23 protein-coding genes are annotated in these 26,421 nt (G+C 70.4%); 20 read left to right on the top strand and 3 right to left on the bottom strand.

Going from position 1 to position 26,421, the window contains the following annotated elements:
- Positions 1 to 87: 87 nt before the first annotated feature.
- The 5 genes from H1D24_RS18550 to H1D24_RS18530 all read left to right on the top strand — a co-directional run bounded on the left by H1D24_RS18550 (position 88) and on the right by H1D24_RS18530 (position 7,443).
- Positions 88 to 2,226: an autotransporter-associated beta strand repeat-containing protein gene (locus H1D24_RS18550; RefSeq protein ID WP_309484369.1), complete on the top strand. Its 2,139-nt coding sequence runs from the start codon at positions 88 to 90 to the stop codon at positions 2,224 to 2,226.
- Between the two features lie 250 nt (positions 2,227 to 2,476).
- Entirely contained in the window at positions 2,477 to 3,433 is a 957-nt protein-coding gene (gene mmuM / locus H1D24_RS18545) for a homocysteine S-methyltransferase (RefSeq protein WP_181658716.1), read from the top strand.
- A 130-nt stretch (positions 3,434 to 3,563) separates the two neighbouring features.
- Positions 3,564 to 3,935 carry a cupin domain-containing protein gene (locus tag H1D24_RS18540; protein WP_181658715.1) on the top strand — a complete coding sequence of 124 codons (372 nt, stop codon included), beginning with the start codon at positions 3,564 to 3,566 and terminating at the stop codon, positions 3,933 to 3,935.
- A 290-nt stretch (positions 3,936 to 4,225) separates the two neighbouring features.
- Complete coding sequence (locus tag H1D24_RS18535; protein WP_181658714.1) at positions 4,226 to 5,344, top strand: LacI family DNA-binding transcriptional regulator; 1,119 nt, start codon at positions 4,226 to 4,228, stop codon at positions 5,342 to 5,344.
- A gap of 209 nt (positions 5,345 to 5,553) precedes the next feature.
- Entirely contained in the window at positions 5,554 to 7,443 is a 1,890-nt protein-coding gene (locus H1D24_RS18530; protein WP_181658713.1) for a glycoside hydrolase family 127 protein, read from the top strand.
- Between the two features lie 63 nt (positions 7,444 to 7,506).
- Here H1D24_RS18530 and lpdA read toward each other — a convergent pair whose 3' ends face one another.
- A complete protein-coding gene (lpdA, locus tag H1D24_RS18525) occupies positions 7,507 to 8,922 on the bottom strand; it encodes a dihydrolipoyl dehydrogenase (RefSeq protein ID WP_181658712.1) in 1,416 nt (471 codons plus the stop codon).
- A 344-nt stretch (positions 8,923 to 9,266) separates the two neighbouring features.
- Here lpdA and H1D24_RS18520 point away from each other — a divergent pair, with 344 nt between their 5' ends.
- On the top strand, positions 9,267 to 9,560 hold the full coding sequence (locus tag H1D24_RS18520; protein WP_181658711.1) for a hypothetical protein: 294 nt from the start codon (positions 9,267 to 9,269) through the stop codon (positions 9,558 to 9,560).
- On the top strand, positions 9,557 to 11,158 hold the full coding sequence (locus tag H1D24_RS18515; RefSeq protein ID WP_181658710.1) for an amidase: 1,602 nt from the start codon (positions 9,557 to 9,559) through the stop codon (positions 11,156 to 11,158). Before H1D24_RS18520 ends, H1D24_RS18515 begins: the two co-directional genes overlap by 4 nt.
- Before the next feature lie 42 nt (positions 11,159 to 11,200).
- Here the strand turns inward: H1D24_RS18515 and H1D24_RS18510 are convergent, their stop codons facing one another.
- Positions 11,201 to 12,430, bottom strand: coding sequence for a YihY/virulence factor BrkB family protein (locus tag H1D24_RS18510; protein WP_220136913.1), 1,230 nt, complete (start codon positions 12,428 to 12,430; stop codon positions 11,201 to 11,203).
- Between the two features lie 77 nt (positions 12,431 to 12,507).
- Between H1D24_RS18510 and H1D24_RS18505 the strand changes: the two genes are divergently transcribed.
- Positions 12,508 to 14,142, top strand: coding sequence for an acyl-CoA dehydrogenase family protein (locus H1D24_RS18505; protein ID WP_181658708.1), 1,635 nt, complete (start codon positions 12,508 to 12,510; stop codon positions 14,140 to 14,142).
- Positions 14,143 to 14,495: 353 nt separating this feature from the next.
- On the top strand, positions 14,496 to 15,740 hold the full coding sequence (locus H1D24_RS18500; RefSeq protein WP_181658756.1) for a GAF domain-containing protein: 1,245 nt from the start codon (positions 14,496 to 14,498) through the stop codon (positions 15,738 to 15,740).
- A gap of 222 nt (positions 15,741 to 15,962) precedes the next feature.
- Here the strand turns inward: H1D24_RS18500 and H1D24_RS18495 are convergent, their stop codons facing one another.
- Entirely contained in the window at positions 15,963 to 16,613 is a 651-nt protein-coding gene (locus tag H1D24_RS18495; protein WP_181658707.1) for a response regulator, read from the bottom strand.
- A 276-nt stretch (positions 16,614 to 16,889) separates the two neighbouring features.
- On the opposite strand from H1D24_RS18495, the gene H1D24_RS18490 reads away from it, so the two are divergent.
- The 11 genes from H1D24_RS18490 (at position 16,890) to H1D24_RS18440 (ending at position 26,420) form a co-directional block, all read left to right on the top strand.
- On the top strand, positions 16,890 to 17,459 hold the full coding sequence (locus tag H1D24_RS18490; RefSeq protein ID WP_181658706.1) for a GNAT family N-acetyltransferase: 570 nt from the start codon (positions 16,890 to 16,892) through the stop codon (positions 17,457 to 17,459).
- Between the two features lie 165 nt (positions 17,460 to 17,624).
- Complete coding sequence (locus H1D24_RS43605) at positions 17,625 to 17,708, top strand: putative leader peptide (RefSeq protein ID WP_309471194.1); 84 nt, start codon at positions 17,625 to 17,627, stop codon at positions 17,706 to 17,708.
- Positions 17,709 to 17,844: 136 nt separating this feature from the next.
- On the top strand, positions 17,845 to 19,539 hold the full coding sequence (locus H1D24_RS18485) for a nitrite/sulfite reductase (protein WP_181658705.1): 1,695 nt from the start codon (positions 17,845 to 17,847) through the stop codon (positions 19,537 to 19,539).
- Positions 19,536 to 19,715, top strand: a complete 180-nt coding sequence (locus H1D24_RS18480; RefSeq protein WP_181658704.1) for a hypothetical protein — start codon at positions 19,536 to 19,538, stop codon at positions 19,713 to 19,715. The genes H1D24_RS18485 and H1D24_RS18480 overlap by 4 nt, the downstream gene beginning before the upstream one ends.
- Positions 19,712 to 20,425, top strand: a complete 714-nt coding sequence (locus tag H1D24_RS18475) for a phosphoadenylyl-sulfate reductase (RefSeq protein ID WP_181658703.1) — start codon at positions 19,712 to 19,714, stop codon at positions 20,423 to 20,425. The genes H1D24_RS18480 and H1D24_RS18475 overlap by 4 nt, the downstream gene beginning before the upstream one ends.
- A complete protein-coding gene (cysC, locus tag H1D24_RS18470; protein WP_181658702.1) occupies positions 20,422 to 21,024 on the top strand; it encodes an adenylyl-sulfate kinase in 603 nt (200 codons plus the stop codon). The genes H1D24_RS18475 and cysC overlap by 4 nt, the downstream gene beginning before the upstream one ends.
- The gene (gene cysD / locus H1D24_RS18465) at positions 21,021 to 21,971 is read left to right on the top strand and encodes a sulfate adenylyltransferase subunit CysD (RefSeq protein WP_181658701.1); all 951 of its coding nucleotides are present in this window, start codon (positions 21,021 to 21,023) and stop codon (positions 21,969 to 21,971) included. Before cysC ends, cysD begins: the two co-directional genes overlap by 4 nt.
- A 2-nt stretch (positions 21,972 to 21,973) precedes the next feature.
- A complete protein-coding gene (locus tag H1D24_RS18460; protein WP_181658700.1) occupies positions 21,974 to 23,308 on the top strand; it encodes a sulfate adenylyltransferase subunit 1 in 1,335 nt (444 codons plus the stop codon).
- Between the two features lie 226 nt (positions 23,309 to 23,534).
- Entirely contained in the window at positions 23,535 to 24,647 is a 1,113-nt protein-coding gene (locus H1D24_RS18450; protein WP_181658698.1) for an aliphatic sulfonate ABC transporter substrate-binding protein, read from the top strand.
- Between the two features lie 44 nt (positions 24,648 to 24,691).
- The gene (locus tag H1D24_RS18445; RefSeq protein ID WP_181658697.1) at positions 24,692 to 25,483 is read left to right on the top strand and encodes an ABC transporter ATP-binding protein; all 792 of its coding nucleotides are present in this window, start codon (positions 24,692 to 24,694) and stop codon (positions 25,481 to 25,483) included.
- Positions 25,470 to 26,420 carry an ABC transporter permease gene (locus H1D24_RS18440; RefSeq protein ID WP_181658696.1) on the top strand — a complete coding sequence of 317 codons (951 nt, stop codon included), beginning with the start codon at positions 25,470 to 25,472 and terminating at the stop codon, positions 26,418 to 26,420. Before H1D24_RS18445 ends, H1D24_RS18440 begins: the two co-directional genes overlap by 14 nt.
- The last annotated feature ends 1 nt before the right edge of the window (position 26,421 follow it).

Genomic DNA, 26,421 nt, shown 5'->3' with positions numbered 1-26,421 from the left:
CAGGTCAACGGGTCGGAAGCGACGATGCTGTGCAGATTCCTTTCGCAGATTTCTGTTATCGGTGGGGCGTGGCCCCGTCTCCGGAGTGTGAAGAGCAATGCCCGTAAGGCAGCAGCAGGAGTAGGGGCCCTGGCGGCGATCGTCGTGACGACGAACGTGGTGGGCACGGCACCGTACGCGATGGCGGCGCCCGCAGGGGCACAGGACGTGACGGCTGCGGTGCTCGCCGACCGCGATGTGACGCTCGGCGGCGACGCGGTCGTCACCGTGCCGACCGGGACAACCACGTACGACGGGGTGTTCCGCGGCGAGGGCACGCTCACCGTGCGCGGCAACGGGACGCTCGTCCTCACCAAGGACAGCGACTTCACGCTCCCGAAGTCCCGGCAGCGGCAGAAGGTGACCACGCAGGGTGGCAACCATCCGTACGTGACCACGAGCAACCCGGACCCGCCCGCGGTCACGGTCGAGCGCGGCGCGACCCTGCAGTACGGCAACGGCGGCACGACCGGGCTGATCGGCCACTTCCCGTACGACACCCCGGCGTTCCGGCTCAACCAGGACAACATCCGGGTCGACGGCACCCTGCGGCTCTCCCTGAAGAGCGCCTACAACCTCGGCACCATCAGCGGCTCAGGGCTGATCACCCAGCCGCGCTTCCTCTGGGGCACCTGGGACCTGTCGGGCACCCACTCCTTCTCCGGGGTGATCGACAACGGCACGCAGGTCAACGCCGGACGGCCCGAGTTCGCGACGTCGCTCCCGAACGTCCGCAAGGTGCTCAACCAGGGCACCTGGACCGTGGACACCCCGCTCGGCCAGACCGTCACCATGGGCATGGACTTCTACCAGCGCGAATACGGCAGCGACATCAACGTCCAGTCCCGGCCCGGCAGCAAGGTCGTACTCACCGGCCAGTACAGCTGGTCGAACCAGGGCGGCGACACCAATGCCTCGCTCAGCGACCCGGCCCTGAACTGGACGCCCGCGCGGAAGAACGTCAACAAACGCGGCACCAACATCAAGGGCGCCAACGTGCAGTGGGGCGACGGCACCACGAACAAGATCTTCATGCCGGGGACCGCGGACACCGTATACATCAACCTGCTGGCGGCCCGCTCCCGTTCCCTGCTCACCTTCGCCTACAACGGACCCGTGACGCTCGGCGCCCCCATCGGCGGCGGCCTGTTCCACGACACGCTGTCCGCGCCGGGTGCCGGGGACATCGTCATCAAGGGGATCAGCGGCAACGACGTCACCTTCGCCGCCGTCCAGTACTACAACGGCTCGACGACCATCGAAAAGGGCGCGGTACTGCGGCTTGGCAGTGGCAAGAAGGGCGGCGACAGCGGACTGTACACAAAGGGCGACCTCTACAAGGTCGTCGACAACGGCTCGCTGGTGCTCCGCAACACGGCCAAGCCGCTCGTCCTGTCCAAGATCAGCGGCAGCGGCTCCCTCACCCAGTCCGGCGCCGCCACGACGACGCTGAGCGGCGATGTGACGTATACCGGCACGACGACGGTCACCAAGGGCACGCTCGCTCTCGCGGGGAACACCACGCTGGCGCGTAGCAAGGCGATCCGGCTCACGGCTTCCGGGGCGCGCCTGGACGTGCGGAAAGCGGCGGGGGGTGGGCTGCGGGTCGGCCGCTCCCTCACCGGGAAGGGCACCGTGGCGGGCTCGGTGACCAATGAGGGGCGGGTCGAAGGGGCGCTGACGATCACCGGCGATTACGCGCAGGGTGCCGACGGCGAGCTGGCCGTGCGTACGGGCGGAAAGCCCCTCAAGGTGGGCGGCCGGGTCAAGCTCGCCGGGAAGCTCGACGTGACGGCCGGGAAGGGTGAGGGCGAGAAGCCGGCCGGGAAGATCACCCTGCTCTCCCACACCGGCAAGGCGAAGACCACCGGCGCCTTCGCCGGTCTCCGGGAGGGCGCCAAGGTGAAGCTCGCGGGCACCGAGTACCGCATCAGCTACCGGGGCGGCGACGGCAACGACGTCGTCCTCACCAAGGCCAAGGCCCGCGCCTCCGCCACGCCGTCCGCCACAGCGCGATCCGACAACGCGCCGTTGGCGGCCGAGACCGCGAAGGACGACGGCGGCAGCACGCGCGCGTGGTGGCCGCTGACGCTGATACCGCTGCTGCTGGGCGGGTTGCTGTTCCCGGCTTTCAGGCGCAGGCGCGCGCAGAGGCGGGGCGGCGGGCGGCACGCGGCGGCGAGGTGAGGGGTGGGCGGCGTCGTGATCAGGACGAGGACGCGGAAGGTGGTGTCCGGGCCCGCCGTGTAGTCGCAGGCGATGAGGACCGCGCCGAGCACCGCCACCGCCCACACGCCGAAGCCGGGCACCCCGCCTTGCCGAGCCGGACGGGGAGGGGCATGATCATATCCCGACGTTTCACATAGCGGGCGATCTGTTCATTTAGTGGACACAATGCGGTGTGGATTCCTGCTCCGGCTCGACTACCGTCAATCGCATGACCAGCAACACCACCCTGGCCGAAGCCCTCGCCGCCGGGACCGTGGTGCTCGACGGCGGCATGTCCAACCAGCTGGAGTCCGCGGGTCACGACCTCAGCGACGAGCTGTGGTCGGCGCGGCTGCTGGCCGAGGATCCCGCGGCGATCGTCGAGGCGCACCTCGGCTACTTCGAGGCGGGCGCCGATGTGGCGATCACCTCCAGCTATCAGGCGACGTTCGAGGGGTTCGCACGGCGCGCCATCGGGCGGGAGCGGGCCGCCGAACTCCTGGCGCTCAGTGTCGAGCTGGGCCGCGAGGCCGCCCGGCGCGCGCAGGCCGGGGGCGTCGGACGGCAGCCGGTCGACCGGCAGCTGTGGGTGGCCGCGTCCGTCGGCCCGTACGGGGCGATGCTGGCGGACGGTTCGGAGTACCGCGGGCGGTACGGGCTGACCGTCGACGAACTGGAGCGGTTCCACCGGCCCCGGCTCGAGGTGCTGGCCGCGGCCGGGCCCGACGTCCTGGCGCTGGAGACCGTCCCGGACGCGGACGAGGCGCGGGCGCTGCTGCGGGCGGTGCGGGGCCTCGGCGTACCGGCGTGGCTCTCGTACAGCGTGGCCGGGGACCGGACCCGGGCCGGTCAGCCGCTCGACGCGGCGTTCGCGCTCGCGGCCGACGCGGACGAGGTCATCGCGGTCGGCGTGAACTGCTGCGCCCCGGACGATGTGGAGCACGCGGTCGAGACCGCCGCGCGGGTCAGTGGGAAGCCGGTCGTCGTCTACCCCAACAGCGGCGAGGTCTGGGACGCCGAAGCACGGGCCTGGACCGGCCGCTCGACGTACACCACCGAGCAGGTGACGGGCTGGCAGCGGGCCGGCGCCCGCCTCATCGGGGGCTGCTGCCGGGTGGGGCCCGACGCGATCACGGCCCTGGCCGAGGCGATCGGCAGGCGGCGACCGCAGGCGCACCAGGTATGACCGGCCGGATGCCGAACGGTTCGGAGAGTGCCCGGAGCGTCCCCTACCGCAGGCCGTGGGCGACACCCCGCGACGTAGCCTGGAAGTGGACTCGGGGACGCCCTCTCCCGCACCGGGAGGCGCATTGATCATGGCTGGAATCGTCTGCAAGAACTTCGACTCCCCGGACGAGACCCGCCGCTTCGAGGAAGGCAAGGGCAGGGTCGATCTGGTCAGCACGGACAGCGGTCTGGTCGGCCGCGGAGTGTTCGAACCGGGCTGGCAGTGGTCGAAGCACATCAAGCCCATTGTCGGCACCGACAGTTGCCAGGCGAGCCACACCGGTTACGTCGTGAGCGGCCGGATGAAGATCGTCATGGACGACGGCGAGAGCGTCGAGGCGGGCCCCGGCGATCTCTTCGTCATCGAGCCGGGCCACGACGCCTTGGTGGTCGGCGACGAACCCTGCGTGGCCGTCGACTGGACCGGCTTCGGCGAGTACGCCAAGCCGACGAGCTCCTGAACCGCGGCTTCGCCGCCCTGACGGCGTCCGTCCGGCCCGGAGCTCCCCACACGTCCCGTACCGCCCTGTAACAACCGGTTGCTACGTGGTGGCCGGTTGTCGGAGGTCGATCGTTCCGCACAATACGCCTCGGCACGGGCCGGAAAACTTTCGAGATCCCGCACCTCTCGTCCGCTGCGGCCCCCGCTGCTAGCCTCCGTTTCGGGAACCGGTTGCCGAGCCGCCTCGTCACTGTGGTTGGCCGCCTCGTCATGGTTCTCGCGGGGTGAAAAGGGGGAGTCAGCCGGCCCATGACCAGGAGAAGCGCCCAGACAGAGGGCCGTCACACGATCCGGGACGTCGCGGCCCGGGCCGGGGTGTCGGCGTCCACGGTGTCCCGCGTGCTCGGCGGCGACTATCCGGTGAGCACGGCCACCCGGAGCCGGGTGATGCGGGCCGTGCGGGACCTCGACTATGTGGCCGACGCACGCGCCAAGGCCGTCGCCGGTGCCGGCACCCCGACACTGGCGTTCGTCCTCGACGACATCACGGGCCCGTCGTTCGCGCACATGGCACACGGTGTGGAGCGCGAGGCCACCCGGCTCGGCCACCTCTGCCTGGTGTGCAGCACCGAAGGCGACACCGAACAGCAGCTCGCGTTCATCGAGATGATGCGGGCGCAGCGGGCCGCCGCGGTGATCCTGGTCGGCGGCGCGACCGACACCCCCGAGTACCAGGACGACATGACCCGAATCGCCGAGTCCCTGCGATCGGTCGGCTCACGGCTGGTGCTGTGCGGGCGCCCGCCGCTCGGGCACGCGGCGCCGGTCACCGTCATCGAGTACGACAACGAAGGCGGCGCCCAGGCCGTGTGCGCCCACCTCCTCGCCCGCGGCCACCGCCGCATCCTGCTGCTCGCGGGCAAGGCGGGAAACTCCGCCGCGGAGGGCCGCGCCCGCGGCTATGCCGAGGCCCACCGCACGCTGGGCCTGGACCCCGATCCGGCGCTCCGGCTGCCGGGCGACTTCACACGCGACTCCGGCTACCGCCGCATGCGCCGGGCCCTCGCGGACGGGCTGGAGTTCACGGCCGTCTTCGCCACCACCGACATGGTGGCGGCGGGTGCGCTGACCGCCCTGCACGAGGCCGGCCTCGACGTGCCGGGCGACGTGTCGCTGGCCGGATACGACGACATCCCCTTCGCCCGCGATCTGCACCCGGCCCTCACCACGGTCCACGTCCCGTACGAGAAACTGGGCCGCCTCGCCGTACGCACGGCCCTCAGCCGCGATCCGGACGGTCCGGACGAACACCTCCTGCTGGGCACCCATGTGGTGATCCGCGACTCGGTGCGCGACCTGCGAGTGGTGGAGGCACGACCGTCGGGGGCCGGCGCACCCTCCGCACCGGCCACGGACGGCGCCGCATGACCGGCACCGCTCCCGCCCCGGACGGGGCACGGCACTCGCCGCGGTGCCGTTGACCGCGCTGTTCCTCTTCGGGCAGCGGTACTTATTCTTCGCAGAGCGGTGTTCCTCTTCGCACAGCGGCATTCGGTCTTCGCGCCGCGGCATTTCGTCTTCGCACAGCGGTACTTCGTCGAGGGAATGGCCTCGGCCGGAATGAAGGGCTGATACGGATGAGCACGGTGACCGGCACGACCACGGGGGCGGGGCCTGTCCGTCTCACCGGCACAGCGCACACCACGCTGCACCCCGCCACCGAGGCGCGCATCACGGGCGGTTTCTGGGCAGCCCGCCGGCGTACCAATGCCGAGGTGTCCATTCCGCAGGGTCCGGCGAAGCTGGAGGAGGCGGGGAATCTCGCCAACCTCCGGGCCGCGGCCGATGGGAAGGGCACCTTCACCGGGGACTTCCAGTTCCAGGACTCGGATGTGCACAAGTGGCTGGAAGCGGCGTCCTGGCAGCTGGCCGACAACCCCTCCGACACCCAGCTGGCCGCCGACGTAAGAGAGTTGACGTCCCTGCTCGCGGCCGCACAGGAGGACGACGGATATCTGCAGACGTTCTACCAGGTGAAGCACCCGGAGCTGCGCTGGCGGGAGCTGGGCTGGGGGCACGAGCTGTACTGCGCGGGCCACCTGGTCCAGGCGGCCGTGGCCCATCACAGGGCGACCGGGCGGCGCGAACTCCTCGACGTCGCGGTGCGGTTCGCCGCGCTCATCGACTCCGTGTTCGGCCCGGACAAGGAGATCGACGGGATCGACGGCCACCCCGAGATCGAGACGGCGCTGGTGGAGCTGTACCGGGAGACCGGCGAGCGGCGCTGGCTGGACCTCGCCTCCTACTTCGTGGACCGGCGCGGCCACGGCGTGCTGAACTCCGGCGTGGACCGCGGGCACGACCTCGACCCGGGCCAGGCCTACTGGCAGGACCACGTGCCCGTACGCGAGGCGCGCACCGTGGCGGGCCACGCCGTGCGTCAGCTGTATCTGCTCGCCGGTGCCACCGATCTGGCCGCGGAGACGGGTGATCCGGAGCTTCGGGCCGCGATGGAGCGGCTGTGGCAGGCCATGGTCGAGACGAAGACGTACCTCACGGGCGGGGTCGGCTCCCGCTACGAGGGCGAGGCGTTCGGGGACCCGTACGAGCTGCCGCCGGACCGCGCGTACGCCGAGACGTGCGCGGCGATCGCGTCGGTGCAGTGGTCCTGGCGGATGGCGCTGCTGACCGGCGAGGCGAAGTACTCCGACCTCGTCGAGCGCACGCTGTTCAACGGCTTCCTGTCCGGCGTGGCCCTGGACGGCGACCGCTGGCTGTACGTCAACCCGCTCCAGGTGCGCGAGGACTACGACGCGCGCCCCGGCGACCAGGCGGCCCGCCGCACCCCGTGGTTCCGCTGCGCCTGCTGCCCGCCGAACGTGATGCGGCTGCTGGCGTCGCTCCCCCACTACGTGGCCAGCGGCGACGCCGAGGGTGCCCAGCTTCACCAGTACGCGACGGGCTTGTACGCCGCCGGGGGCGGGACGGTGCGGGTCGAGACCGACTATCCGTGGAGCGGCCGGATCTCGGTGACCGTCGAGGAGGCGCCCGCGGACCGCGACTGGACGCTGTCTCTGCGGCTGCCCTCCTGGTGCAGGGAGTTCGCGGTCATGCTGCCGGACGGCGCAGCGCCCGCCGAGTCGGGCGATGGCTGGGTCCGCGTCCGCCACCGCTGGTCCGCGGGCGACACGGTCGTCCTGGATCTGGCCATGGCCCCCCGCATCACGCATCCCGATCCGCGCACGGACGCGGTGCGCGGCTGCGTGGCGATCGAGCGGGGCCCGCTCGTGCACTGCCTGGAGGGCGTCGACCAGGAGGCGGGCGTACGCCTCGACGACGTCACCCTGTCCCCGGCCGCCTCGCTGACGGCGGACGCCCGCCCGGACCTCCTCGGCGGCGTCACTGTGGTCACGGCCGAGGGACGGCGCCGCAGCGACGGCAGCAGTGTGCGTCTGACCGCGGTGCCGTACCACGCGTGGGCGAACCGGGAGGAGGGGGCGATGCGGGTGTGGATTCCCACGAGCTGAGGGCTGCCGCGGGAACCCGCACCGAGGCGGGGTGGGCGCCGGATGCCGACGCCACCCGCGGCATCACATATTGATCATGTGACCGGCGAGGCCGTGGATCGCCTCCTTCACCGCCTCGCCCAGCGTCGGGTGCGCGTGCACGTTGCGGGCCACCTCGTGGACCGTCAGATCCCACTGCTGGGCGAGCGTCAGCTCGGGGAGCAGCTCGGTCACCTCGGGGCCGATGAGGTGGGCACCGAGCAACTCGCCGTACTTGTTGTCGCTGATCACCTTGACGAAGCCGACCGGGTCGCCGAGGCCGTGGGCCTTGCCGTTGGCCGTGAACGGGAACTTGGCGACCTTCACGTCGTAGCCCTGCTCGCGGGCCTGCGCCTCGGTCCAGCCGAAGCTGGCGATCTGCGGCTGGCAGTACGTGGCGCGCGGGATCATCGTGAAGTCGACCTCCATCGTCTCCGCGTCCGCGATGGTCTCGGCGGCGATGACGGCCATGGCCTCGGCGGCGTGCGCGAGCATCAGCTTCGCGGTGACGTCGCCGATGGCGAAGATGTGCGGGACGGAGGTGCGGCCGCGCCCGTCGACGTCGATCGCACCGCGGTCGGTCAGCTGTACGCCCGTGTTCTCCAGGCCGTAGCCGCCCACGCGCGGCGCGAAGCCGATCGCCTGGAGGACCTTGTCGGTCTCCAGGATCTTCTGCGCGCCGTCCTTGCCGGTGACGGTGACCCGCACCTTGGCGTTGGGGTCGCTGTCGTCGATGGCGTCGACACGGGTCGAGGTGAGGACCTCGATGCCGAGCTTGCGGTAGTGCTTGGCGAGCTCCTTGGAGACGTCGGCGTCCTCCGTCGGCACCATCCGGTCGAGGAACTCGACGATCGTGACGCGGACCCCGTAGTTGTGCAGGACGTACGCGAACTCGACGCCGATCGCACCCGCGCCCGCGATGATGATCGACTCGGGGAGCGAGTCGGTGAGGATCTGCTCCTCGTACGTCACCACGCGGTCGCTCAGCGAGGTGCCGGGCAGCAGCCGCGTCTCGGCGCCCGCCGCGATGATGCAGTGGTCGAACGTGACCGTCTCGGTGCCGCCGGCCGACAGGGCGACCTGGAGGGTGCCCGGGTCGGTGAACGTGCCGCGGCCGTCGTACTCCGTGATGCCGTTCTTCTTCATCAGATAGTGGACGCCCTTGACGCGGCCGTCCGCCACGGTGCGGCTGCGCTGGAACGCCTCGCCGTAGTCGAAGCTGACCTGGCCGTCCACACGGATACCGAAGGTCTTCGCCTCGCGGGTGAAGATGTGCGCCAACTCGGCGTTGCGCAACAGGGCCTTGGACGGGATGCAGCCCACGTTCAGGCAGACCCCGCCCCAGTACTTCTCCTCCACGACCGCGGTGCGCAGTCCCAGCTGGGCACTGCGGACGGCGGCGGTGTAGCCGCCGGGGCCCGCGCCGAGGACGACGACGTCGTAGTGCGTGCTGCTGCTCATGATCCTCGTTCCGGTGAGATCGGTGACCGTCGCGCCCACCGGCCTGACCGCCCGGCGGACACCGTCATCGTACGGAGGGCTTGCCCCGCTTTCGGCGGGTGATGACAGTCGCGCCGGTCACTCCTCGCCGCCGGCGACCGGCCACGGGCCACCGCCCGGAAGGAGACGGCCCCCCGCCGGGAGCCCGCGGAATGCACCCCGGACCCTGTAACTCCCGTGAAGCACGGGCTCAATGGGGTCTTCACGGGCCGGTGATGGAGTCCCGGTGTCCCGCACACGTGTCCATGCTCACACCCGTACACGTGTCCGTATCCGCACCCGTACGCCGACCACGGAGGACCGCCTTGAGCGAGGTACAACCGCCCACCCAGGAGCAGCTCGACGCATACATACGGACCAGGCTCGCGCTGGCCGGATTCGATCTGGCGCTGCTTCCGGAGCAGCCCGACCCGGAGACCGGGGTGCCGACCCGGAACCAAGTGCTCGCCTCGCTGCGGTCGTTCGTCGCGTCGACGCCCGGGGCCATCGCCGGATGGTCCCCGGCCGGGCAGACCCCCGCGTACGCGCAGCAGGCCTCGCCGCCACTGCTGTACCCGTCCATCACGGAGGCCTGGACGGGGAAGGCGGGCGAGCGATGAGTCGCGCTCTCAACCGCCGGGTGTTCCTGGCATCTTCGGCCGCGGTGGCGGGCGGTGCCGTCGCTCTGGGGACGACCCCCGCGCTGGCCGCCTCGTCCCCGGCAGCGGCGTCGGCATCACGAGCCTCCGGCATCGACCCCAGGGACATCCCAGTCGACGTCCGGCCGGCAGCCCTGAGCGACCCGTCCGAAGCGACGCTCGCCGAGGCTGTCGTGCTCATGCGGCGCGGCAAGCTGACGGCCACCGATCTGATGCAGGCGTATCTGGAGCGGATCGAGCGGTACGACGCCACATACCAGGCGTACGCGGAGGTGACCGGCGATGCCGCGCTGGCGGCGGCGCGGAGGGCCGACCGCGGCGAGGGGCCGGGAGGCGTGCTCAGCGGCATCCCCCTGTGCATCAAGGACAACTACTTCACGAACGGCGTACCGACCCGCTGCAACTCGTACGTCTTCGAGGACTTCGTCCCGGACGAGGATGCCACGGCCGTGGCCCGGCTGACGGGGGCGGGCGGGATCGTGCTGGGCAAGGGACAGATGGGACCGCTCGCCACGACGCGGGCCACGAAGCCGAACGGCACGGTCACGACCGTCAACGCCTGGACTCCGGACGATCCGGCCGTCGACCCGGGCGGCTCGTCGACCGGTCCCGCGTGCGCCGTGGCGGCGCGTCTGGCGTCGTCGTCGATCGGCACCCAGACCGGCGGCTCCATCGTGCTGCCGTCCAACCAGCAGAATTTGACCGGTCTGAAGCCCACCATGGGGCGCGTCTCGCTGCACGGCGTGATTCCGCTGTCGTTCACGCGCGACCACGCGGGGCCGCTGGCCCGGGACGCCATGGATGCGGCGATCATGCTCCAGGTCATGGCCGGTCCTGACGCGGCGGACCCGCGCACGCTCGGGCTGCCGGACGTGCCCGACCTCGTCCGTGCCGCGACCCCCGTCACCTCGCGGGGCGGCGCGGTACACATGCGCCGGGCCACCCGGATCGGCGTACCGGCGGACTTCCTGAGCGCACGGAAGGAGCTGCGCGGTGCGTTCCTCGACGCGCTGGACGCGATCCCGGGCGTGACGCTTGTGGACGTCACCTATCCGGCGGACTGGGCGCTGCTGACCGGCACGTTCAACGCCGCGCGGCTGGCCGAGCGGACCGAGCCGTTCCGCCACTGGCTGCGCACCGATCCGACCAAGTTCGGTGTCTCTCTGCTCAGTTGGCTCCAGGGCCTGATGCTCTCCGGCGACGAGTGGATCACGGCGCAGCGCGCCAAGAACCATCTGCTGCGGGAGGTCCTCGACGGCATCTTCGGTGACGACGGGTGCGACGTACTGCTGCAGACGGGGCCCGTCCCGTTCGACATCCTGGGTCTGCCGGAGATCGGCTTCCCGATCGGCTTCGACGGCGACGGCGTGCCCGTCGGCGTGATCCTGGGCGGCCAGCCGTACGAGGAGGACCGGCTCCTCGAGATCGCGGCCGCGTATCAGGCGATCACCGACTGGCACACCCGCCGCCCGTCCGACCCGGCGTCGACGGCACGCCTTAAGGCGGCGGCCGATAGGCCGCGGATCTCGGCAGAGGAGGCCGCTGCGGGTTCGGCTTGATGCGTGACGGGTGTGGGGCCCGGGCCGGGGGGTGCCCGGGCCTCAGCGCCCTCCGAGCTCCCGCCACGGCGGCGCCTCGCCGTTCTTCGCCGTCGGCGGCTGGGCCTGCCCGTTCACTCCCGGCTGCGTCTGCCGGTTCACTTCCGGCTCGGCTTGCCCCTGTGTTTCGGGCTTCCGTGTTTCTGGCTTCGCTTGCGATTTCGCGTGTGGCTTCGTGTGCGTCCTCGCATGGGCCCGCAGCCGCGAGGTCACATCGTCCGGCGGCAGGAACTTCGACCAGCGCTCCGGGAACTCGGAGGGCATGCCCGGGTCGTCCGGATCGTCGTCGTGGGCGTGCCGCGCCTGGGCGCGGGCCACGTACTCCGCGGCCTGTGCCTCCCGCATCCGCTCGTTGGCGGCACGTGCCGTCGCCGTCGCCACCGACGGCCACACCCGGTCGATGGCGGCATTGACCGCGGCCCCGACCAGCACCGCGAACGCGGAGACGCCGATCCACAGCAGCACGGCGACGGGCGCGGCGAGCGAGGCGTAGATGGTGGTCGGCCCCTCCACCGTGTTCGTCAGGTAGATGCGCAGCAGGAAGCTGCCCAGCACCCACATCCCGAGCGCCACCAGCGCCCCCGGGGTGTCCTCCACCCAGGGCGACCGCACCGGCACCGACACGTGGTACAGCGTCGTCAGAAAGACGATCGACAGGACGATCACGACCGGCCAGTACAGGATCTGCACGACCGACGTGGACACCGGCAAGAGCTCGAGCACCGCGTCGGGCCCGGCCACCATCAGCGGCAGCGCCACCGAGCCGATCAGCAGCGCGATTATGAACAGCAGGAACGCCAGCAGCCGCGTTTTGACGATGCCGCGCACCCCGTCGAGGCCGTACATCACGGTGATCGTGTCGATGAAGACGTTGACCGCGCGCGAGCCCGACCACAGGGCGAAGAGGAAGCCGATCGAGATGACGTCCGGGCGGCCGCCTCGCATCACGTCCTCGAGGATGGGCCGGGCGATCTCGTTGACGCCCCGGTCGGACAGGACGGTACGGGACGCCTCCAGCAGATTGGTCTGCAGGCTGGCGATGGTGTCGGCGCCCGTCCAGTCGTCGACGTAGCCGAGCAGTCCGATCATGCTCAGCAGCAGCGGCGGTACGGACAGCAGCGTGAAGAACGCCGCTTCCGCCGCAAGACCGAGGACCCGGTATTCCATGCACGAGTCGACGGTGTCCTTGATCAGCAACCAGGCCGTCCTGCGCTTGGACATGTTCCGGTACATGGCGCGGGCGCGGAGAAGACGGCCGGACGGCCGTTCAGGTGTTTCTTTTGCCTGGTGCACCTCCTTACCGTATCGATATGGCAGCCACCACACACACAGTGACCAACCAGGCTCCGCCCCTGGTGGGCTATGACGTTTTCGGGGCCGACCGGGCCTTGGGAGAAGCGGTCGAGCGACATGTCGATCCCGGGCTGCTCGACGAGGTACGCGAGGACCTGTCGGGGCTCGGCCGGACCGCGGGCTCCGTGCAGGCCCAGGAGTGGGGCGTCCTCGCCAACGAGAACCCGCCGAAGCTGCGCACCCACGACCGGTACGGGAACCGCATCGACGAGGTCGAGTTCCATCCGTCGTGGCACCGGCTGCTCGCCAAGGGCGTCTCGGCGGGTCTGACGGCGGCGTGGACGCGGCCCGGCGGGCATGTGCGGCGGGCGGCCGGGTTCGTGGTGTGGTCGCAGGTCGAGGCGGGGCACGGCTGCCCCCTGTCGATGACGCATGCGGCGGTGCCCGCCTTGCGCACGGACCCGAAACTGGCAGCCGCGTGGGAGCCGCGGCTCACCTCTCTCATCTACGACGAGGGGCTGCGGCCGGCCGCGGAGAAGGCCGGCGTGCTCTTCGGCATGGGGATGACGGAGAAGCAGGGCGGCAGCGACGTACGGGCGAACACGACTGCCGCGCGGCCGCTCGCGGTGGACGGCGAGTACACACTCACCGGACACAAGTGGTTCTGCTCCGCTCCGATGTCGGACGGCTTTCTGGTACTGGCGCAGGCGCCCGATGGCCTGACGTGCTTTCTCGTTCCGCGCGTCCTGGAGGACGGGACGCGCAACCCGTTCGCGATCCAGCGCCTCAAGGACAAGCTCGGCAACCGGTCGAACGCGTCGAGCGAGGTCGAGTTCGACGGGACGTGGGCGCAGCGGGTCGGGGACGAGGGGCGCGGGGTGCGCACCATCATCGAGATGGTGGCGGCGACCCGCCTCGACTGCGTACTCGGCGCGGCCGCGATCATGCGCCAGGCCGTCGCCCAGGCCGTGCACCACTGCAGCTACCGCGAGGCGTTCGGCGGCAAGCTGATCGACAAGCCGCTGATGCGCAACGTACTGGCCGATCTGGCGCTGGAGTCGGAGGCCGCGACCACGCTCGGGATGCGGCTTGCCGCGGCGTATGACGACGGCAGCGAGCAGGAACGTGCGTTCCTGCGAATCGCGGTGCCGGCCGCCAAGTACTGGGTGACGAAGCGCTGCACGCCGGTCGCGGCCGAGGCCCTGGAGTGCCTCGGCGGCAACGGCTACGTGGAGGAGTCGGGCATGCCCCGGCTGCTGCGCGAGTCGCCGCTCAACTCCATCTGGGAGGGCTCGGGGAACGTACAGGCCCTTGACGTCCTGCGGGCGTTGCAGCGCGAGCCGCAGGCGCTGAATGCCTTCCTGCAGGAGGTGGGCCAGGCCCGCGGCGCGGACCACCGCCTCGACGCCGCCATCAAGGACCTCCTGACCGAACTCGCCGACCTGGACGGCATCGAGGCCCGCGCCCGGCGGGTGGTGGAGCGCATGGCGCTGGTGCTGCAGGGCTCGCTGCTGGTGCGGTACGCCCCGTCGGCGGTCGCCGACACGTTCTGCGCCTCACGCCTGGGGGGCGACTGGGGCACGGCCTTCGGCACGCTGCCGCACAGTCTGGACCTGGGCTCGGTGGTGGAGAGGGCGCGGCCGGTGGGCTGAGGTCGCGGGGCGCGGCCGGTGAGCTGAAGGCTCGGTCGCGGCCGGTGGGCTGAGGGCGCCGTCGCGGGTTGGGCCACAGGCAGGGTGACGGTGTCACGGGGGTGGTGCCGCGCCGACACCGCACCACCCCCGCAGCCGTGGCTCCTTTCCCAGGAGCAGTCCCAAGCTTCCGGCACCCGGCGGCCGTTCGCCAGAGTTGCAGAAGGTTGCAACGTATCCGCCCGCTGACGCCCTTTCAGGGCGCCGAGAGGGGAGGATGTGTAGCGGGTGCACAACCCTCGGTATCCGGGCGTCGGCGGTTTGGGGAGGATCCGGTGACGACTCCGACGATCGACCTGGTCAGGCTCGCCGCCATGGACGCGGCCCAGGCCACGCGGCTGCTCAAGGGTGTGCGCGCTGCCGCGCTCTCCGGGCAGCAGCCGCCGTTGGTCCCGCGTCCCGTGATCGGCGAGTCGTGGGACCGCATGCTGCACAGCGGTGTCGACCCCGACCACGACTTCCGTACGGGGCTGCTCTCCGTGGAGGAGATCGAGCACCGCCGGAGGTCCTCACCGCTCGCGCAGGTCCTGCCGGTCCTGCGGGAAGGGCTCGTCTCGGTCGCGGACGCCGCACAGCACATCATGGTCGTGGCGGACGGCGAGGGCCGCGTCCTGTGGCGGGAGGGCAGCGCCTCGGTGCTGCGGAAGGCCGACGGGCACGGTTTCGAGGTCGGCGCGGAGTGGTCGGAGGACGTCGTCGGTACGAACGGGATCGGCACGCCGCTCATCGCGCGTCGGCCCGTGCAGGTGTTCTCGGCGGAGCACTTCGTCCGTACGCATCACTCGTGGACGTGCACCGGCGCGCCGCTCACCGACCCGCGGGACGGCCGGCTGCTGGGGGTCATCGACATCAGCGGTCCGCTCGACACCATGCATCCGGCGACGTTGGCGCTGGTCACCTCGGTGACCCGGCTCGCCGAGGCCGAGCTGCGCCATCTGCATCTGTCGTCGCTCGACCGGCTGCGTTCGGTGGCCGCGCCGATGCTGGCCCGGATGACCGGACGCGCCCTCGCCGTCGACGTGCACGGCTGGACGTCGGCGGTGACCGGGATGCCGCCCGTGCGCCGGCTGGCTCTGCCCAGATCGTTCTCCGCCGGTCGTACGTGGCTGCCGTCGCTCGGCACCTGCACGGTGGAGCCGCTGCCGGGCGGATGGCTCGTACGGGCTGTGGAGGAGCCGGAGGCGGAGAGCCCCACCCGGATCGTGCTGGATGTGAGCAACGCCCGCCGCTGGTCGGTGACGGTGACGGGCGGCGCGGGCACGTGGTCGCACGAGCTGAGCCCCCGCCATGCCGAGCTGCTCTACCTCCTGGCCACGAACCGGGCCGGACGCAGTGCGTCCGCGCTCGCCGAGGACATGTTCGGTGATCCGGCGCGCAAGGTGACGGTACGCGCGGAGCTGTCCCGGGTCCGCCGCTATCTCGGGCCCCTGCTCGCCCACCGCCCGTACCGCTTCCGCGAGGACGTCGACGTCAAGGTGATCACACCGAACCACCCGGCACATCTGCTGCCGCACTCGACGGCCCCTGCGGTGCGCAGCACCCGCGCGACGACACGCTGACCGCCCACTCGGGCTCCCACGAGTCGTGACGCCCCGATCATCTGGGCCGACGAGCGCCGCCCATGGACACCCTCCCGGCCCTGGCCGGTGCCACGTCGGGCCACCGACGTCATCGTCAGCGGGCGCAAGCGCTTCAGAGGCGGCGCGAGCCCGAGCGGGTATCTTCGGGCACCGCTCGACGCCTTCGGCCGGCATGACCAGCCGATGCCCGCGCCCGATGCCTCAGCCGACCCCGCCCGGGCGGACCGCCGCCGCGGGCCTCGGCTTCGCCGTCGGCGCTCCGGGCTCGGCCTCGGCCTCGGCCTCGGCCTCGGTGCCGCACCCTGTCCGGGAGCCGGGCTCCGTCCCGGTCCCGGAGCCGGACCCCGTCCCGGCCCCGAAGCCGGTCCCGGGGCGGGGGCCAGGGCCGGACACCGCCGCGCCCTCGGCCCCCGTCCCCTTCCCGTTCCGTCCGCGCAGTGTCACCAGTTCCTGTTCCAGCGACCTCATCCGCTGGTGTGCCGCATACAGGTAGCGGGCCTTCATACGCAGTGCCCAGGGGTCGACCGGTTTGACGACGAAGTCGGCGACGCCGAGTTGCAGGGCCGCCGTCGAGATCTGGGAGTCATGCCCGAGGCCGGTGAGGAGGATGACGGGGATGCCCTGCGTCTGCTCCAGGCGGCTCATGTAGCGCACGACGTCCAGGCCGCTGACGTCGGGCATCACGACGTCCAGCAGGACGAGCCCGATGCCGCCGCGCAGGATGATCTTGAGGGCCTCGTCGCCGCCGGTGGCTCGCTCGAGCGGGAGGCCCAGCGGAGTCAGGGCGCTCTCCAGCGCGAAGAGGTTGCCCTCGTGGTCGTCGACCATGAGGATCCGGGCTTCGCCCGCCATGCCCTGCCCCCCTCCACCCCAGGCGGTACATCTCTCCCCAAGGCGGACCACCCTACGCCCAAGCTTCCCCCCGCTCACGGTTTTGCCCCCGCCCCGGTGAACGACCTTTGGCCAATGGATGTCGGGGCGGCGCGACGCGGCGGACCACCGCTGGTCGCCGCGTATGTGTCGACGGCGTGTGCTCTTCGCCACACTTCCTCCATCCGTGAACCGGGCTCCACGACGCTGCCGCGTCCGCTTTGGAGCGAGGGGCGGTCACATGGTTCCCTGGCGCGCATGAGCATCACTGTCACCACGTGGTCCCTCGAGCAGACCTCTCCGTCCGATCTGCGGCCCTCGGCCGCTCCGGAGGGGGACGTCCGGATCGTGCGGGCCGAGGTGCCTTCACCCGAGTTCAGCAGGTTCCTCTACACGGCGGTCGGCGGGGACATCCGCTGGACGGACCGGCTGGGCCTGACGTACGCCCAGTGGCAGGAGGTCCTGAACCGGCCGGGGACGGAGACCTGGGTCGCGTACGAGAAGGGCACCCCCGCCGGATACGTGGAGCTCGAAGCCCAGGACGAGGGAGCCGTCGAGATCGTCTACTTCGGACTGATCCCGGCGTTCCGCGGACGTCGGCTCGGCGGCCATCTGCTCAGCCACGGCGTCGCACGCGCCTGGGACCTGGCCGAGCGGTGGCCGGGTCGTGCGCCGACCAAGCGTGTGTGGCTGCACACCTGCAGCAAGGACGGTGAGCACGCTATGGACAACTACCTCCGGCGCGGCTTCACTCTGTTCGAGACCAAGGTCGAGGAGGAGCCGGAGGTGCCGATGCCGGGCCCATGGCCGGGCGCGTACGCCATCTGAGGCCCGCGCACCGCGCCCCGCACACAGCGACCCGCGCACGCCCTCTGCGACCCGGGCGGCAGCACAGTGTGACCGGCGACACCCTTGTCTCATGAAGCGAGACAAGGGTGTCCACATCTTGGATGACGGTGGACTGTCCGGAGATCCCCGTGACACGCTTCCGTCATGTCTCGAGCTGGAATTGCCTTGGTGAGTCGGCGGCACGTCGACCTCGGCCGCATGTCCAGCGCGATCTGTCCGGCGGGCTGACAGTCCAGCAACGCCGCAATCCCCCCCTGTCTCAAGACTTTCCTGCGCAATGACGCGCCTGTCTCGAGCACATCGAGCATGCACCCGTACGCACAGGTCAGAGCCGCTTTCCCGCTGTCCCGAAGGACGTAGAACCATGGCCGCCACCCCTCCTAAGCCCTCCGCCGCGCCCCGCCGCAAGGCGAGCCGTCACCGTGGTGAGGGCCAGTGGGCCGTGGGCCACTTCACCCCGCTCAACGGCAACGAACAGTTCAAGAAGGACGACGACGGTCTCAATGTGCGGACACGCATTGAGACGATCTACTCCAAGACCGGCTTCGACTCGATCGACCCCAATGACCTGCGGGGCCGTATGCGCTGGTGGGGGCTGTACACCCAGCGCAAGCCCGGGATCGACGGCGGCAAGACCGCCATCCTGGAGCCGGAGGAGCTCGACGACGAGTACTTCATGCTGCGCGTACGCATCGACGGCGGCCGGCTGACCACCGAGCAGCTGCGCGTCATCGGTGAGATCTCCCAGGAGTTCGCGCGCGGCACGGCCGACATCACGGACCGGCAGAACGTCCAGTACCACTGGATCCGTATCGAGGACGTCCCCGAGATCTGGAACCGCCTTGAGGCCGTCGGGCTGTCCACGACCGAGGCGTGCGGTGACACTCCCCGCGTGATCCTCGGCTCCCCGGTCGCCGGGATCGCCGCCGACGAGATCATCGACGGCACGCCCGCTCTCGAGGAGATCCACCGCCGGATCATCGGCAACAAGGAATTCTCCAACCTGCCGCGCAAGTTCAAGTCCGCGATCTCCGGTTCGCCGCTCCTGGACGTGGCGCACGAGATCAACGACGTCGCCTTCGTCGGCGTGAACCACCCCGAGCACGGCCCCGGCTTCGACGTCTGGGTCGGCGGCGGCCTGTCCACCAACCCCAAGATCGGCCAGCGCCTCGGCGCCTGGGTCCCGCTGGACGAGGTCCCGGACGTCTACGAGGGCGTCATCTCGATCTTCCGCGACTACGGCTACCGTCGGCTGCGCACCCGCGCCCGCCTGAAGTTCCTGCTCGCAGACTGGGGCGTCGAGAAGTTCCGCCAGGTCCTCGAGGACGAGTACCTCAAGCGCAAGCTGATCGACGGCCCGGCGCCCGCCCAGCCTGTGGAGCGCTGGCGCGACCACGTCGGTGTGCACCGGCAGAAGGACGGCCGGTTCTACGTCGGTTTCGCGCCGCGCGTCGGCCGCGTGGACGGCACGACCCTCACGAAGATCGCCGAGCTGGCCGAGGCGCACGGCTCGGGCCGGCTCCGTACGACCGTCGAGCAGAAGATGATCGTGCTCGACGTGGAGGAGTCGAAGGTCGAGTCGCTGGTCGAAGGCCTGGAGGCGCTGGACCTCACCGTCAAGCCCTCCCCCTTCCGGCGCGGCACGATGGCCTGCACCGGCATCGAGTTCTGCAAGCTCGCCATCGTCGAGACCAAGGCCCGTGGCGCCTCGCTGATCGACGAGCTGGAGCGCCGTATCCCGGACTTCGACGAGCCGATCACCATCAACATCAACGGCTGCCCGAACGCCTGTGCCCGTATCCAGGTCGCGGACATCGGTCTCAAGGGCCAGCTGGTCCTCAACGACCAGGGCGAGCAGGTCGAGGGCTTCCAGGTGCACCTGGGCGGTGCACTGGGCCTGGAGGCCGGGTTCGGCCGCAAGGTCCGCGGCCTGAAGGTCACCTCCGATGAGCTGCCCGACTACGTCGAGCGCGTTCTCAAGCGCTTCCAGGAGGAGCGCGAGGACGGCGAGCGGTTCGCCACCTGGGCGGCGCGCGCAAGCGAGGAGTCGCTGTCATGAGCGAGCGCGCGGCTCCCTTCTACTGCCCCTACTGCGGTGACGAGGACCTGCGTCCAAGCGAGCAGGGTCACGGCGCGTGGGAATGCGCGGCATGCAATCGAGCCTTCCAGTTGAAGTTCCTCGGGCTGCTGGCCCGGGGTCTTCAGCGCACCGACGGTGGAGGGGACGCGATATGACGACGATTCAGGCAGACGAGCAGAAGACCGAGGACCTCAAGGCACTCGCCGAGCAGGCCGGGCGCGACCTCGAGGACGCCTCCGCGCTCGAGATCCTCCAGTGGGCCGCCGAGACCTTCGGCAAGCGCTTCTGCGTGACCTCCTCGATGGAGGACGCGGTGGTCGCCCACCTCGCCTCGCGCGCGATGCCCGGCGTCGACGTCGTATTCCTCGACACCGGCTACCACTTCCCGGAGACCATCGGCACGCGGGACGCCGTCGAGGCCGTGATGGACGTCAACGTCATCACCCTCACCCCGCGCCAGACGGTGGCCGAGCAGGACGCCGAGTACGGCCCGAAGCTGCACGACCGCAACCCCGACCTGTGCTGCGCGCTGCGCAAGGTCAAGCCCCTGGAGGAGGGGCTGACCAAGTACGACGCGTGGGCGACGGGCCTGCGCCGCGACGAGTCGCCGACCCGGGCGAACACCCCTGTCGTCGGCTGGGACGAGAAGCGGCAGAAGGTCAAGATCTCGCCGATCGCCCGCTGGACGCAGGACGACGTGGACGCGTACGTCACCGAGCACGGCGTCCTCACCAACCCGCTGCTGATGGACGGTTACGCGTCGGTCGGCTGCGCGCCCTGCACCCGTCGGGTACTGGAGGGCGAGGACGCGCGCGCCGGCCGCTGGGCGGGCCGCGCCAAGACCGAGTGCGGGCTGCACGAATGACGAGCGCAGCGCACCAGACGAACGACGAGACGTACGAGACGAACGACCAGGGGCAGGAGAAGCACGTGACTGGGGCCACCATCTGGCTCACGGGTCTGCCGAGCGCCGGCAAGACCACCATCGCGCACGAGCTGGCGGGCCGGCTGCGCGACGAGGGCCACCGCGTGGAGGTCCTGGACGGTGACGAGATCCGCGAGTTCCTCTCGGCGGGCCTCGGCTTCAGCCGCGAGGACCGGCACACCAACGTGCAGCGCATCGGCTTCGTCGCCGAACTGCTCGCGTCGAACGGCGTGAAGGCCCTGGTCCCGGTGATCGCCCCCTACGCGGACAGCCGTGACGCGGTGCGCAAGCGCCACGAGACCGAGGGCACGGCGTACGTCGAGGTGCACGTCGCCACGCCCGTCGAGGTGTGCTCCGTGCGCGATGTGAAGGGGCTGTACGCCAAGCAGGCGGCCGGCGAGATCTCGGGGCTCACCGGGGTCGACGACCCGTACGAGGAGCCCGAGACGCCCGATCTGCGCATCGAGTCGCACACCCAGACCGTGCAGGAGTCCGCTGCCGCGCTGTACGCGCTGCTCACCGAAAGGGGTCTCGCATGACGACCGCGGCCACTGTCCACGAGGCAGCCGACAACTCCGAGGGCGCCGGTCCGTACGCCCTGTCGCACCTGGACGCTCTGGAGTCCGAGGCGGTGCACATCTTCCGTGAGGTGGCGGGTGAGTTCGAGCGGCCGGTGATCCTGTTCTCCGGCGGCAAGGACTCCATCGTCATGCTGCACCTGGCGCTGAAGGCGTTCGCTCCCGCGGCGATCCCGTTCTCGCTGCTGCATGTGGACACGGGACACAACTTCCCCGAGGTCATCGAGTACCGCGACCGTACGGCCGAGAAGCACAATCTGCGGCTCCATGTCGCGTCCGTGCAGGACTACATCGACCGGGGTGTGCTGCGCGAACGCCCCGACGGGACCCGCAACCCGCTGCAGACCGTGCCGCTGACCGAGAAGATCCAGAGCGAGAAGTTCGACGCGGTCTTCGGCGGCGGGCGGCGCGACGAGGAGAAGGCCCGCGCCAAGGAGCGCGTGTTCTCCCTGCGGGACGAGTTCTCGCAGTGGGACCCGCGTCGTCAGCGGCCGGAGCTGTGGAACCTGTACAACGGCCGGCACGCGCCGGGCGAGCACGTGCGCGTGTTCCCGCTGTCCAACTGGACCGAGCTGGACGTGTGGCAGTACATCGCCCGCGAGGGCATCGAGCTGCCCGAGATCTACTTCGCCCACGAGCGCGAGGTCTTCCAGCGGGGCGGCATGTGGCTGACCGCCGGTGAGTGGGGCGGGCCGAAGGACGGCGAGACCGTCGAGAAGCGGCTCATCCGCTACCGGACCGTCGGCGACATGTCCTGCACGGGTGCCGTCGACTCGGACGCGGTGACCCTGGATCAGGTCATCACCGAGATCGCCGCGTCCCGGCTCACCGAGCGCGGCGCCACCCGCGCCGACGACAAGCTCTCCGAGGCCGCGATGGAAGACCGTAAGCGCGAGGGGTACTTCTAAGCATGAGCACGACCACGCCCGAGGAACTCTCGGCCACCACCCTGCTGCGGTTCGCCACCGCGGGTTCCGTCGACGACGGCAAGTCCACGCTCGTCGGCCGGCTGCTGCACGACTCCAAGTCGATCCTCACGGACCAGCTGGAGGCCGTGGAGCGCGCCTCGGTCAGCCGCGGTCAGGAGGCCCCGGACCTCGCGCTGCTGACGGACGGCCTGCGGGCCGAGCGCGAGCAGGGCATCACCATCGATGTCGCCTACCGCTACTTCGCCACGCCCCGGCGCCGGTTCATCCTCGCCGACACGCCCGGCCACGTGCAGTACACCCGCAACATGGTGACGGGTGCCTCCACCGCCGAGCTGACGGTGATCCTCGTCGACGCCCGCAACGGCGTCGTCGAGCAGACCCGCCGCCACGCCGCGATCGCGGCGCTGCTGCGCGTCCCGCACGTGGTGCTCGCCGTCAACAAGATGGACCTGGTCGACTACCAGGAGTCCGTGTTCGCCGCGATCGCCCAGGAGTTCACGGCGTACGCGCTCGAGCTGGGCGTCCCGGAGATCACCGCGATCCCGATCTCGGCGCTGGCCGGCGACAACGTGGTGGACCCCTCCGCGAACATGGACTGGTACGGCGGGCCGACCTTCCTGGAGCACCTGGAGACGGTCCCGGTCAGCCACGACCTGAGCCACTGCCACGCCCGGCTGCCCGTCCAGTACGTGATCCGGCCGCAGACCGCCGAGCACCCGGACTACCGGGGCTACGCGGGCCAGATCGCCGCCGGTTCGTTCCACGTCGGCGAAGCGGTCACCGTGCTGCCGTCCGGCCGCACCTCGCGGATCTCCGGCATCGACCTGCTGGGCAAGCCGGTCGACGTCGCCTGGACCACCCAGTCGGTGACCCTCCTGCTGGAGGACGACATCGACATCTCGCGCGGCGACCTGATCGTGCCGAGCAAGGACGCGCCCGCGACCACGCAGGACGTCGACGCGACCGTCTGCCACGTCGCCGACCAGCCGCTCACCGTCGGCCACCGTGTGCTGCTCAAGCACGGCACCCGCACCGTCAAGGCGATCGTCAAGGACATCCCGTCCCGGCTGACCCTCGACGACCTGTCCCTGCACCCGCACCCGGGACAGCTCGTCGCGAACGACATCGGCCGCGTCACGATCCGCACCGCCGAGCCGCTGCCCCTCGACTCGTACGCCGACTCCCGCCGCACCGGCTCGTTCATCCTGATCGACCCGGCCGACGGCACCACGCTCACCGCGGGCATGGTCGGCGAGTCCTTCGCCTCTCCGGACCCGGTCAAGGACGAGGCCGACGACGACGGGTGGGACTTCTAGACATGACCATCACCGACGTCTTCTCGACGTTCGCGAAGGAGGGCGGCCGCGTCGGCAGCGGCGCCCTCGGCAGCGGGCAGGGCGGAGTGGCGCGATGTGCGCGATGACGTACGCGCACTGCCTGCGCGCCCGCACCCCCCACTCCCTGCACAGACGAAGACCTGCCGACCTCCCGGCCACGACCTGAGAGTCCGTGACCGCCGGGCCAACGAGAGGAAAGCCTCCCGTGCCTGCCAACCGCTCCACCGCCGTACGCCGCGGCCTCGCCGTCATAGCGACCCTGCCCCTTCTCGCCCTTGCCGCCTGCGGTTACGGCTCCGACGCGAAGGACGACAGCTCGAAGGCGAACGTCGCCGCTGACGCCAAGAAGATCGACGGCCTCGACGCCGTGAAGATCGGCTACTTCGGCAACCTGACCCACGCCACCGCCCTGGTCGGCAACCAGAAGGGCTTCTTCCAGAAGGAGCTCGGCGGTACGGAGGCCAAGTACTCCGTCTTCAACGCGGGCCCCTCGGAGATCGAGGCACTCAACGCCGGGTCCATCGACATCGGCTGGATCGGCCCCTCCCCCGCGATCAACGGCTACACCAAGTCCAACGGCAAGAGCCTGCGCATCATCGGCGGTTCGGCGTCCGGCGGTGTGAAGCTCGTGGTCAACCCGAAGAAGATCAAGTCCCTGAAGGACGTCAAGGGCAAGAAGATCGCAACGCCGCAGCTCGGCAACACCCAGGACGTGGCGTTCCTCAACTGGATCGCCGACCAGGGCTGGAAGGTCGACGCGGAGAGCGGCGAGGGCGACGTGTCGGTGATCCGCACCGACAACAAGGTCACGCCGGACGCCTACAAGTCGGGTTCCATCGACGGCGCCTGGGTGCCGGAGCCGACCGCGTCCAAGCTGGTCGCCGAGGGCGCCAAGGTGCTGCTCGACGAGGCCGACCTGTGGCCCGACAAGAAGTTCGTGATCACGAACATCATCGTGTCGCAGAAGTTCCTCAAGGAGCACCCGAAGGCCGTCGAGGCCGTGCTGAAGGCCTCCGTCGAGACCAACAAGTGGATCAACGCCAACCCCGACGAGGCGAAGGCGGCGGCGAACGCCCAGCTCAAGGTGGACTCCGGCAAGGAGCTGCCGGCCGACGTGCTCGACCCGGCGTGGAAGTCCATCCAGATCACCAACGACCCGCTGGCCTCCACCCTCAACACCGAGGCGGAGCACGCGGTCAAGGCCGGTCTGCTGGAGAAGCCGAACCTGAACGGCATCTACGACCTGACGCTGCTGAACAAGGTGCTGAAGGCCGCGGGTGAGTCCGAGGTCGACGACGCCGGTCTCGGCGCCGAGTAAAGCCGTAGCCCCGTAAACCGTTGAGTTCCCAGGAGGTGACGACCATGGCCACCACCCTCGCCAAGGCCGCCGACAGCGACACCGCAGCGGTGGACCACGCCGCCCGGATCGAGCACGTCTCGAAGTCCTTCGCAGGCCCGACCGGGCAGCAGCTCGTCCTGGACGACATCACACTCGATGTCGCGCCCGGCGAGTTCGTCACCCTCCTGGGAGCCTCCGGGTGCGGCAAGTCGACGCTGCTCAACCTCGTCGCCGGTCTCGACAGGCCGACGGCGGGCAGCATCAGCACGGACGGCCGTCCGGCGCTGATGTTCCAGGAGCACGCCCTGTTCCCGTGGCTGACCGCGGGCAAGAACATCGAACTCGCCCTGAAGCTGCGTGGGATTCCGAAGTCCGAGCGCCGCGAGCGGGCCGAGGAGCTGCTTGAGCTCGTACGGCTGAAGGGCGCGTACGGCAAGCGCGTCCACGAGCTGTCGGGCGGTATGCGACAGCGCGTCGCGCTGGCCCGCGCGCTGGGCCAGGACAGCAAGCTGCTGCTGATGGACGAGCCGTTCGCCGCGCTCGACGCCATCACCCGCGACGTGCTGCACGACGAACTGACGCGTATCTGGCGCGAGACGAACGTGTCGGTGCTGTTCGTGACGCACAACGTGCGCGAGGCGGTGCGGCTCGCGCAGCGTGTCGTACTGCTGTCGTCGCGGCCCGGGCGGGTGGCCCGCGAGTGGCGCGTCGACATTCCGCAGCCGCGCCGCATCGAGGACGCCGCCGTGGCGGAGCTGTCCGTCGAGATCACCGAAGAACTGCGTGGGGAGATCCGCCGTCATGGCCAGCACTGAGACGTCCGTCGACAAGGCCGAACCGGTCGACGAGGCCGAGAAGCAGGCCAGGGAGGCCGGGAGGAACGGCCGGGACCACCACGACCTGGCCGGTCTCGAGGCTGGTCTCGACGCGCTGGAGACGGTCCAGTCGAGCCGTACTCCGCTGCGGGAAACACTCGTCCGGAAGGTGCTGCCGCCCGTTGTGGCCGTGGCGCTTGTCGTGGTGGTGTGGCAGGCGCTGGTGTCGTTCAAGATCGTCGACGACCCGAGCAAGCTGCCCTCGCCGTCCGCGGTGTGGGGCGAGGTGACCGACGCCTGGCTGCAGGGCACACTCCTCGACTACATCTGGACCAGCGTCTCCCGAGGCCTGCTCGGCTTCCTGATGGCGCTGGCGATCGGCACGCCGCTCGGTCTGATCGTGGCCCGGGTGAAGTTCGTGCGCGCGGCGATCGGCCCGATCCTGTCCGGCCTGCAGTCCCTGCCGTCGGTGGCGTGGGTGCCCCCGGCCGTCATCTGGCTGGGCCTGAACAACTCGATGATGTACGCGGTGATCCTGCTCGGCGCCGTCCCCTCGATCGCCAACGGCCTCGTCTCCGGCGTCGACCAGGTGCCGCCGCTGTTCCTGCGGGCGGGCCGCACGCTCGGCGCGACCGGTCTGAAGGGCACCTGGCACATCGTCATGCCCGCGGCGCTGCCCGGCTATCTGGCCGGTCTGAAGCAGGGCTGGGCCTTCTCGTGGCGCTCGCTGATGGCCGCTGAGATCATCGCGTCCTCGCCCGAACTGGGCGTGGGCCTCGGCCAGCTCCTGGAGAACGGCCGCAACACCAGCTCGATGTCGATGGTCTTCCTGGCCATCATCCTCATCCTGATCGTCGGTATCGCCATCGACCTGCTCATCTTCAGCCCGCTGGAGCGGTGGGTGCTGCGCAACCGCGGTCTCCTCGTGAAGAGCTGAA

Origin of the sequence: Streptomyces himalayensis subsp. himalayensis (assembly GCF_013778455.1) — a bacterium.
GTDB classification, from domain to species: Bacteria; Actinomycetota; Actinomycetes; order Streptomycetales; family Streptomycetaceae; genus Streptomyces; species Streptomyces himalayensis.
This window is presented reverse-complemented; position numbering and strand designations above follow the sequence as displayed.

Bases quoted from the DNA above. Each gene is read 5' to 3' on its own strand.
- H1D24_RS18500 (WP_181658756.1), top strand. From the start codon at position 14,496: ATGGACGCGGCCCAGGCCACGCGGCTGCTCAAGGGTGTGCGCGCTGCC.
- H1D24_RS18535 (WP_181658714.1), top strand. From the start codon at position 4,226: ATGACCAGGAGAAGCGCCCAGACAGAGGGCCGTCACACGATCCGGGAC.
- H1D24_RS18540 (WP_181658715.1), top strand. From the start codon at position 3,564: ATGGCTGGAATCGTCTGCAAGAACTTCGACTCCCCGGACGAGACCCGC.
- H1D24_RS18505 (WP_181658708.1), top strand. From the start codon at position 12,508: ATGGCAGCCACCACACACACAGTGACCAACCAGGCTCCGCCCCTGGTG.
- cysC (WP_181658702.1), top strand. From the start codon at position 20,422: ATGACGAGCGCAGCGCACCAGACGAACGACGAGACGTACGAGACGAAC.
- H1D24_RS18490 (WP_181658706.1), top strand. From the start codon at position 16,890: ATGAGCATCACTGTCACCACGTGGTCCCTCGAGCAGACCTCTCCGTCC.
- cysD (WP_181658701.1), top strand. From the start codon at position 21,021: ATGACGACCGCGGCCACTGTCCACGAGGCAGCCGACAACTCCGAGGGC.
- H1D24_RS18440 (WP_181658696.1), top strand. From the start codon at position 25,470: ATGGCCAGCACTGAGACGTCCGTCGACAAGGCCGAACCGGTCGACGAG.
- mmuM (WP_181658716.1), top strand. From the start codon at position 2,477: ATGACCAGCAACACCACCCTGGCCGAAGCCCTCGCCGCCGGGACCGTG.
- H1D24_RS18495 (WP_181658707.1), bottom strand. From the start codon at position 16,613: ATGGCGGGCGAAGCCCGGATCCTCATGGTCGACGACCACGAGGGCAAC.
- H1D24_RS18445 (WP_181658697.1), top strand. From the start codon at position 24,692: ATGGCCACCACCCTCGCCAAGGCCGCCGACAGCGACACCGCAGCGGTG.
- lpdA (WP_181658712.1), bottom strand. From the start codon at position 8,922: ATGAGCAGCAGCACGCACTACGACGTCGTCGTCCTCGGCGCGGGCCCC.
- H1D24_RS43605 (WP_309471194.1), top strand. From the start codon at position 17,625: ATGTCTCGAGCTGGAATTGCCTTGGTGAGTCGGCGGCACGTCGACCTC.
- H1D24_RS18475 (WP_181658703.1), top strand. From the start codon at position 19,712: ATGACGACGATTCAGGCAGACGAGCAGAAGACCGAGGACCTCAAGGCA.
- H1D24_RS18515 (WP_181658710.1), top strand. From the start codon at position 9,557: ATGAGTCGCGCTCTCAACCGCCGGGTGTTCCTGGCATCTTCGGCCGCG.
- H1D24_RS18480 (WP_181658704.1), top strand. From the start codon at position 19,536: ATGAGCGAGCGCGCGGCTCCCTTCTACTGCCCCTACTGCGGTGACGAG.
- H1D24_RS18485 (WP_181658705.1), top strand. From the start codon at position 17,845: ATGGCCGCCACCCCTCCTAAGCCCTCCGCCGCGCCCCGCCGCAAGGCG.
- H1D24_RS18530 (WP_181658713.1), top strand. From the start codon at position 5,554: ATGAGCACGGTGACCGGCACGACCACGGGGGCGGGGCCTGTCCGTCTC.
- H1D24_RS18510 (WP_220136913.1), bottom strand. From the start codon at position 12,430: ATGTACCGGAACATGTCCAAGCGCAGGACGGCCTGGTTGCTGATCAAG.
- H1D24_RS18460 (WP_181658700.1), top strand. From the start codon at position 21,974: ATGAGCACGACCACGCCCGAGGAACTCTCGGCCACCACCCTGCTGCGG.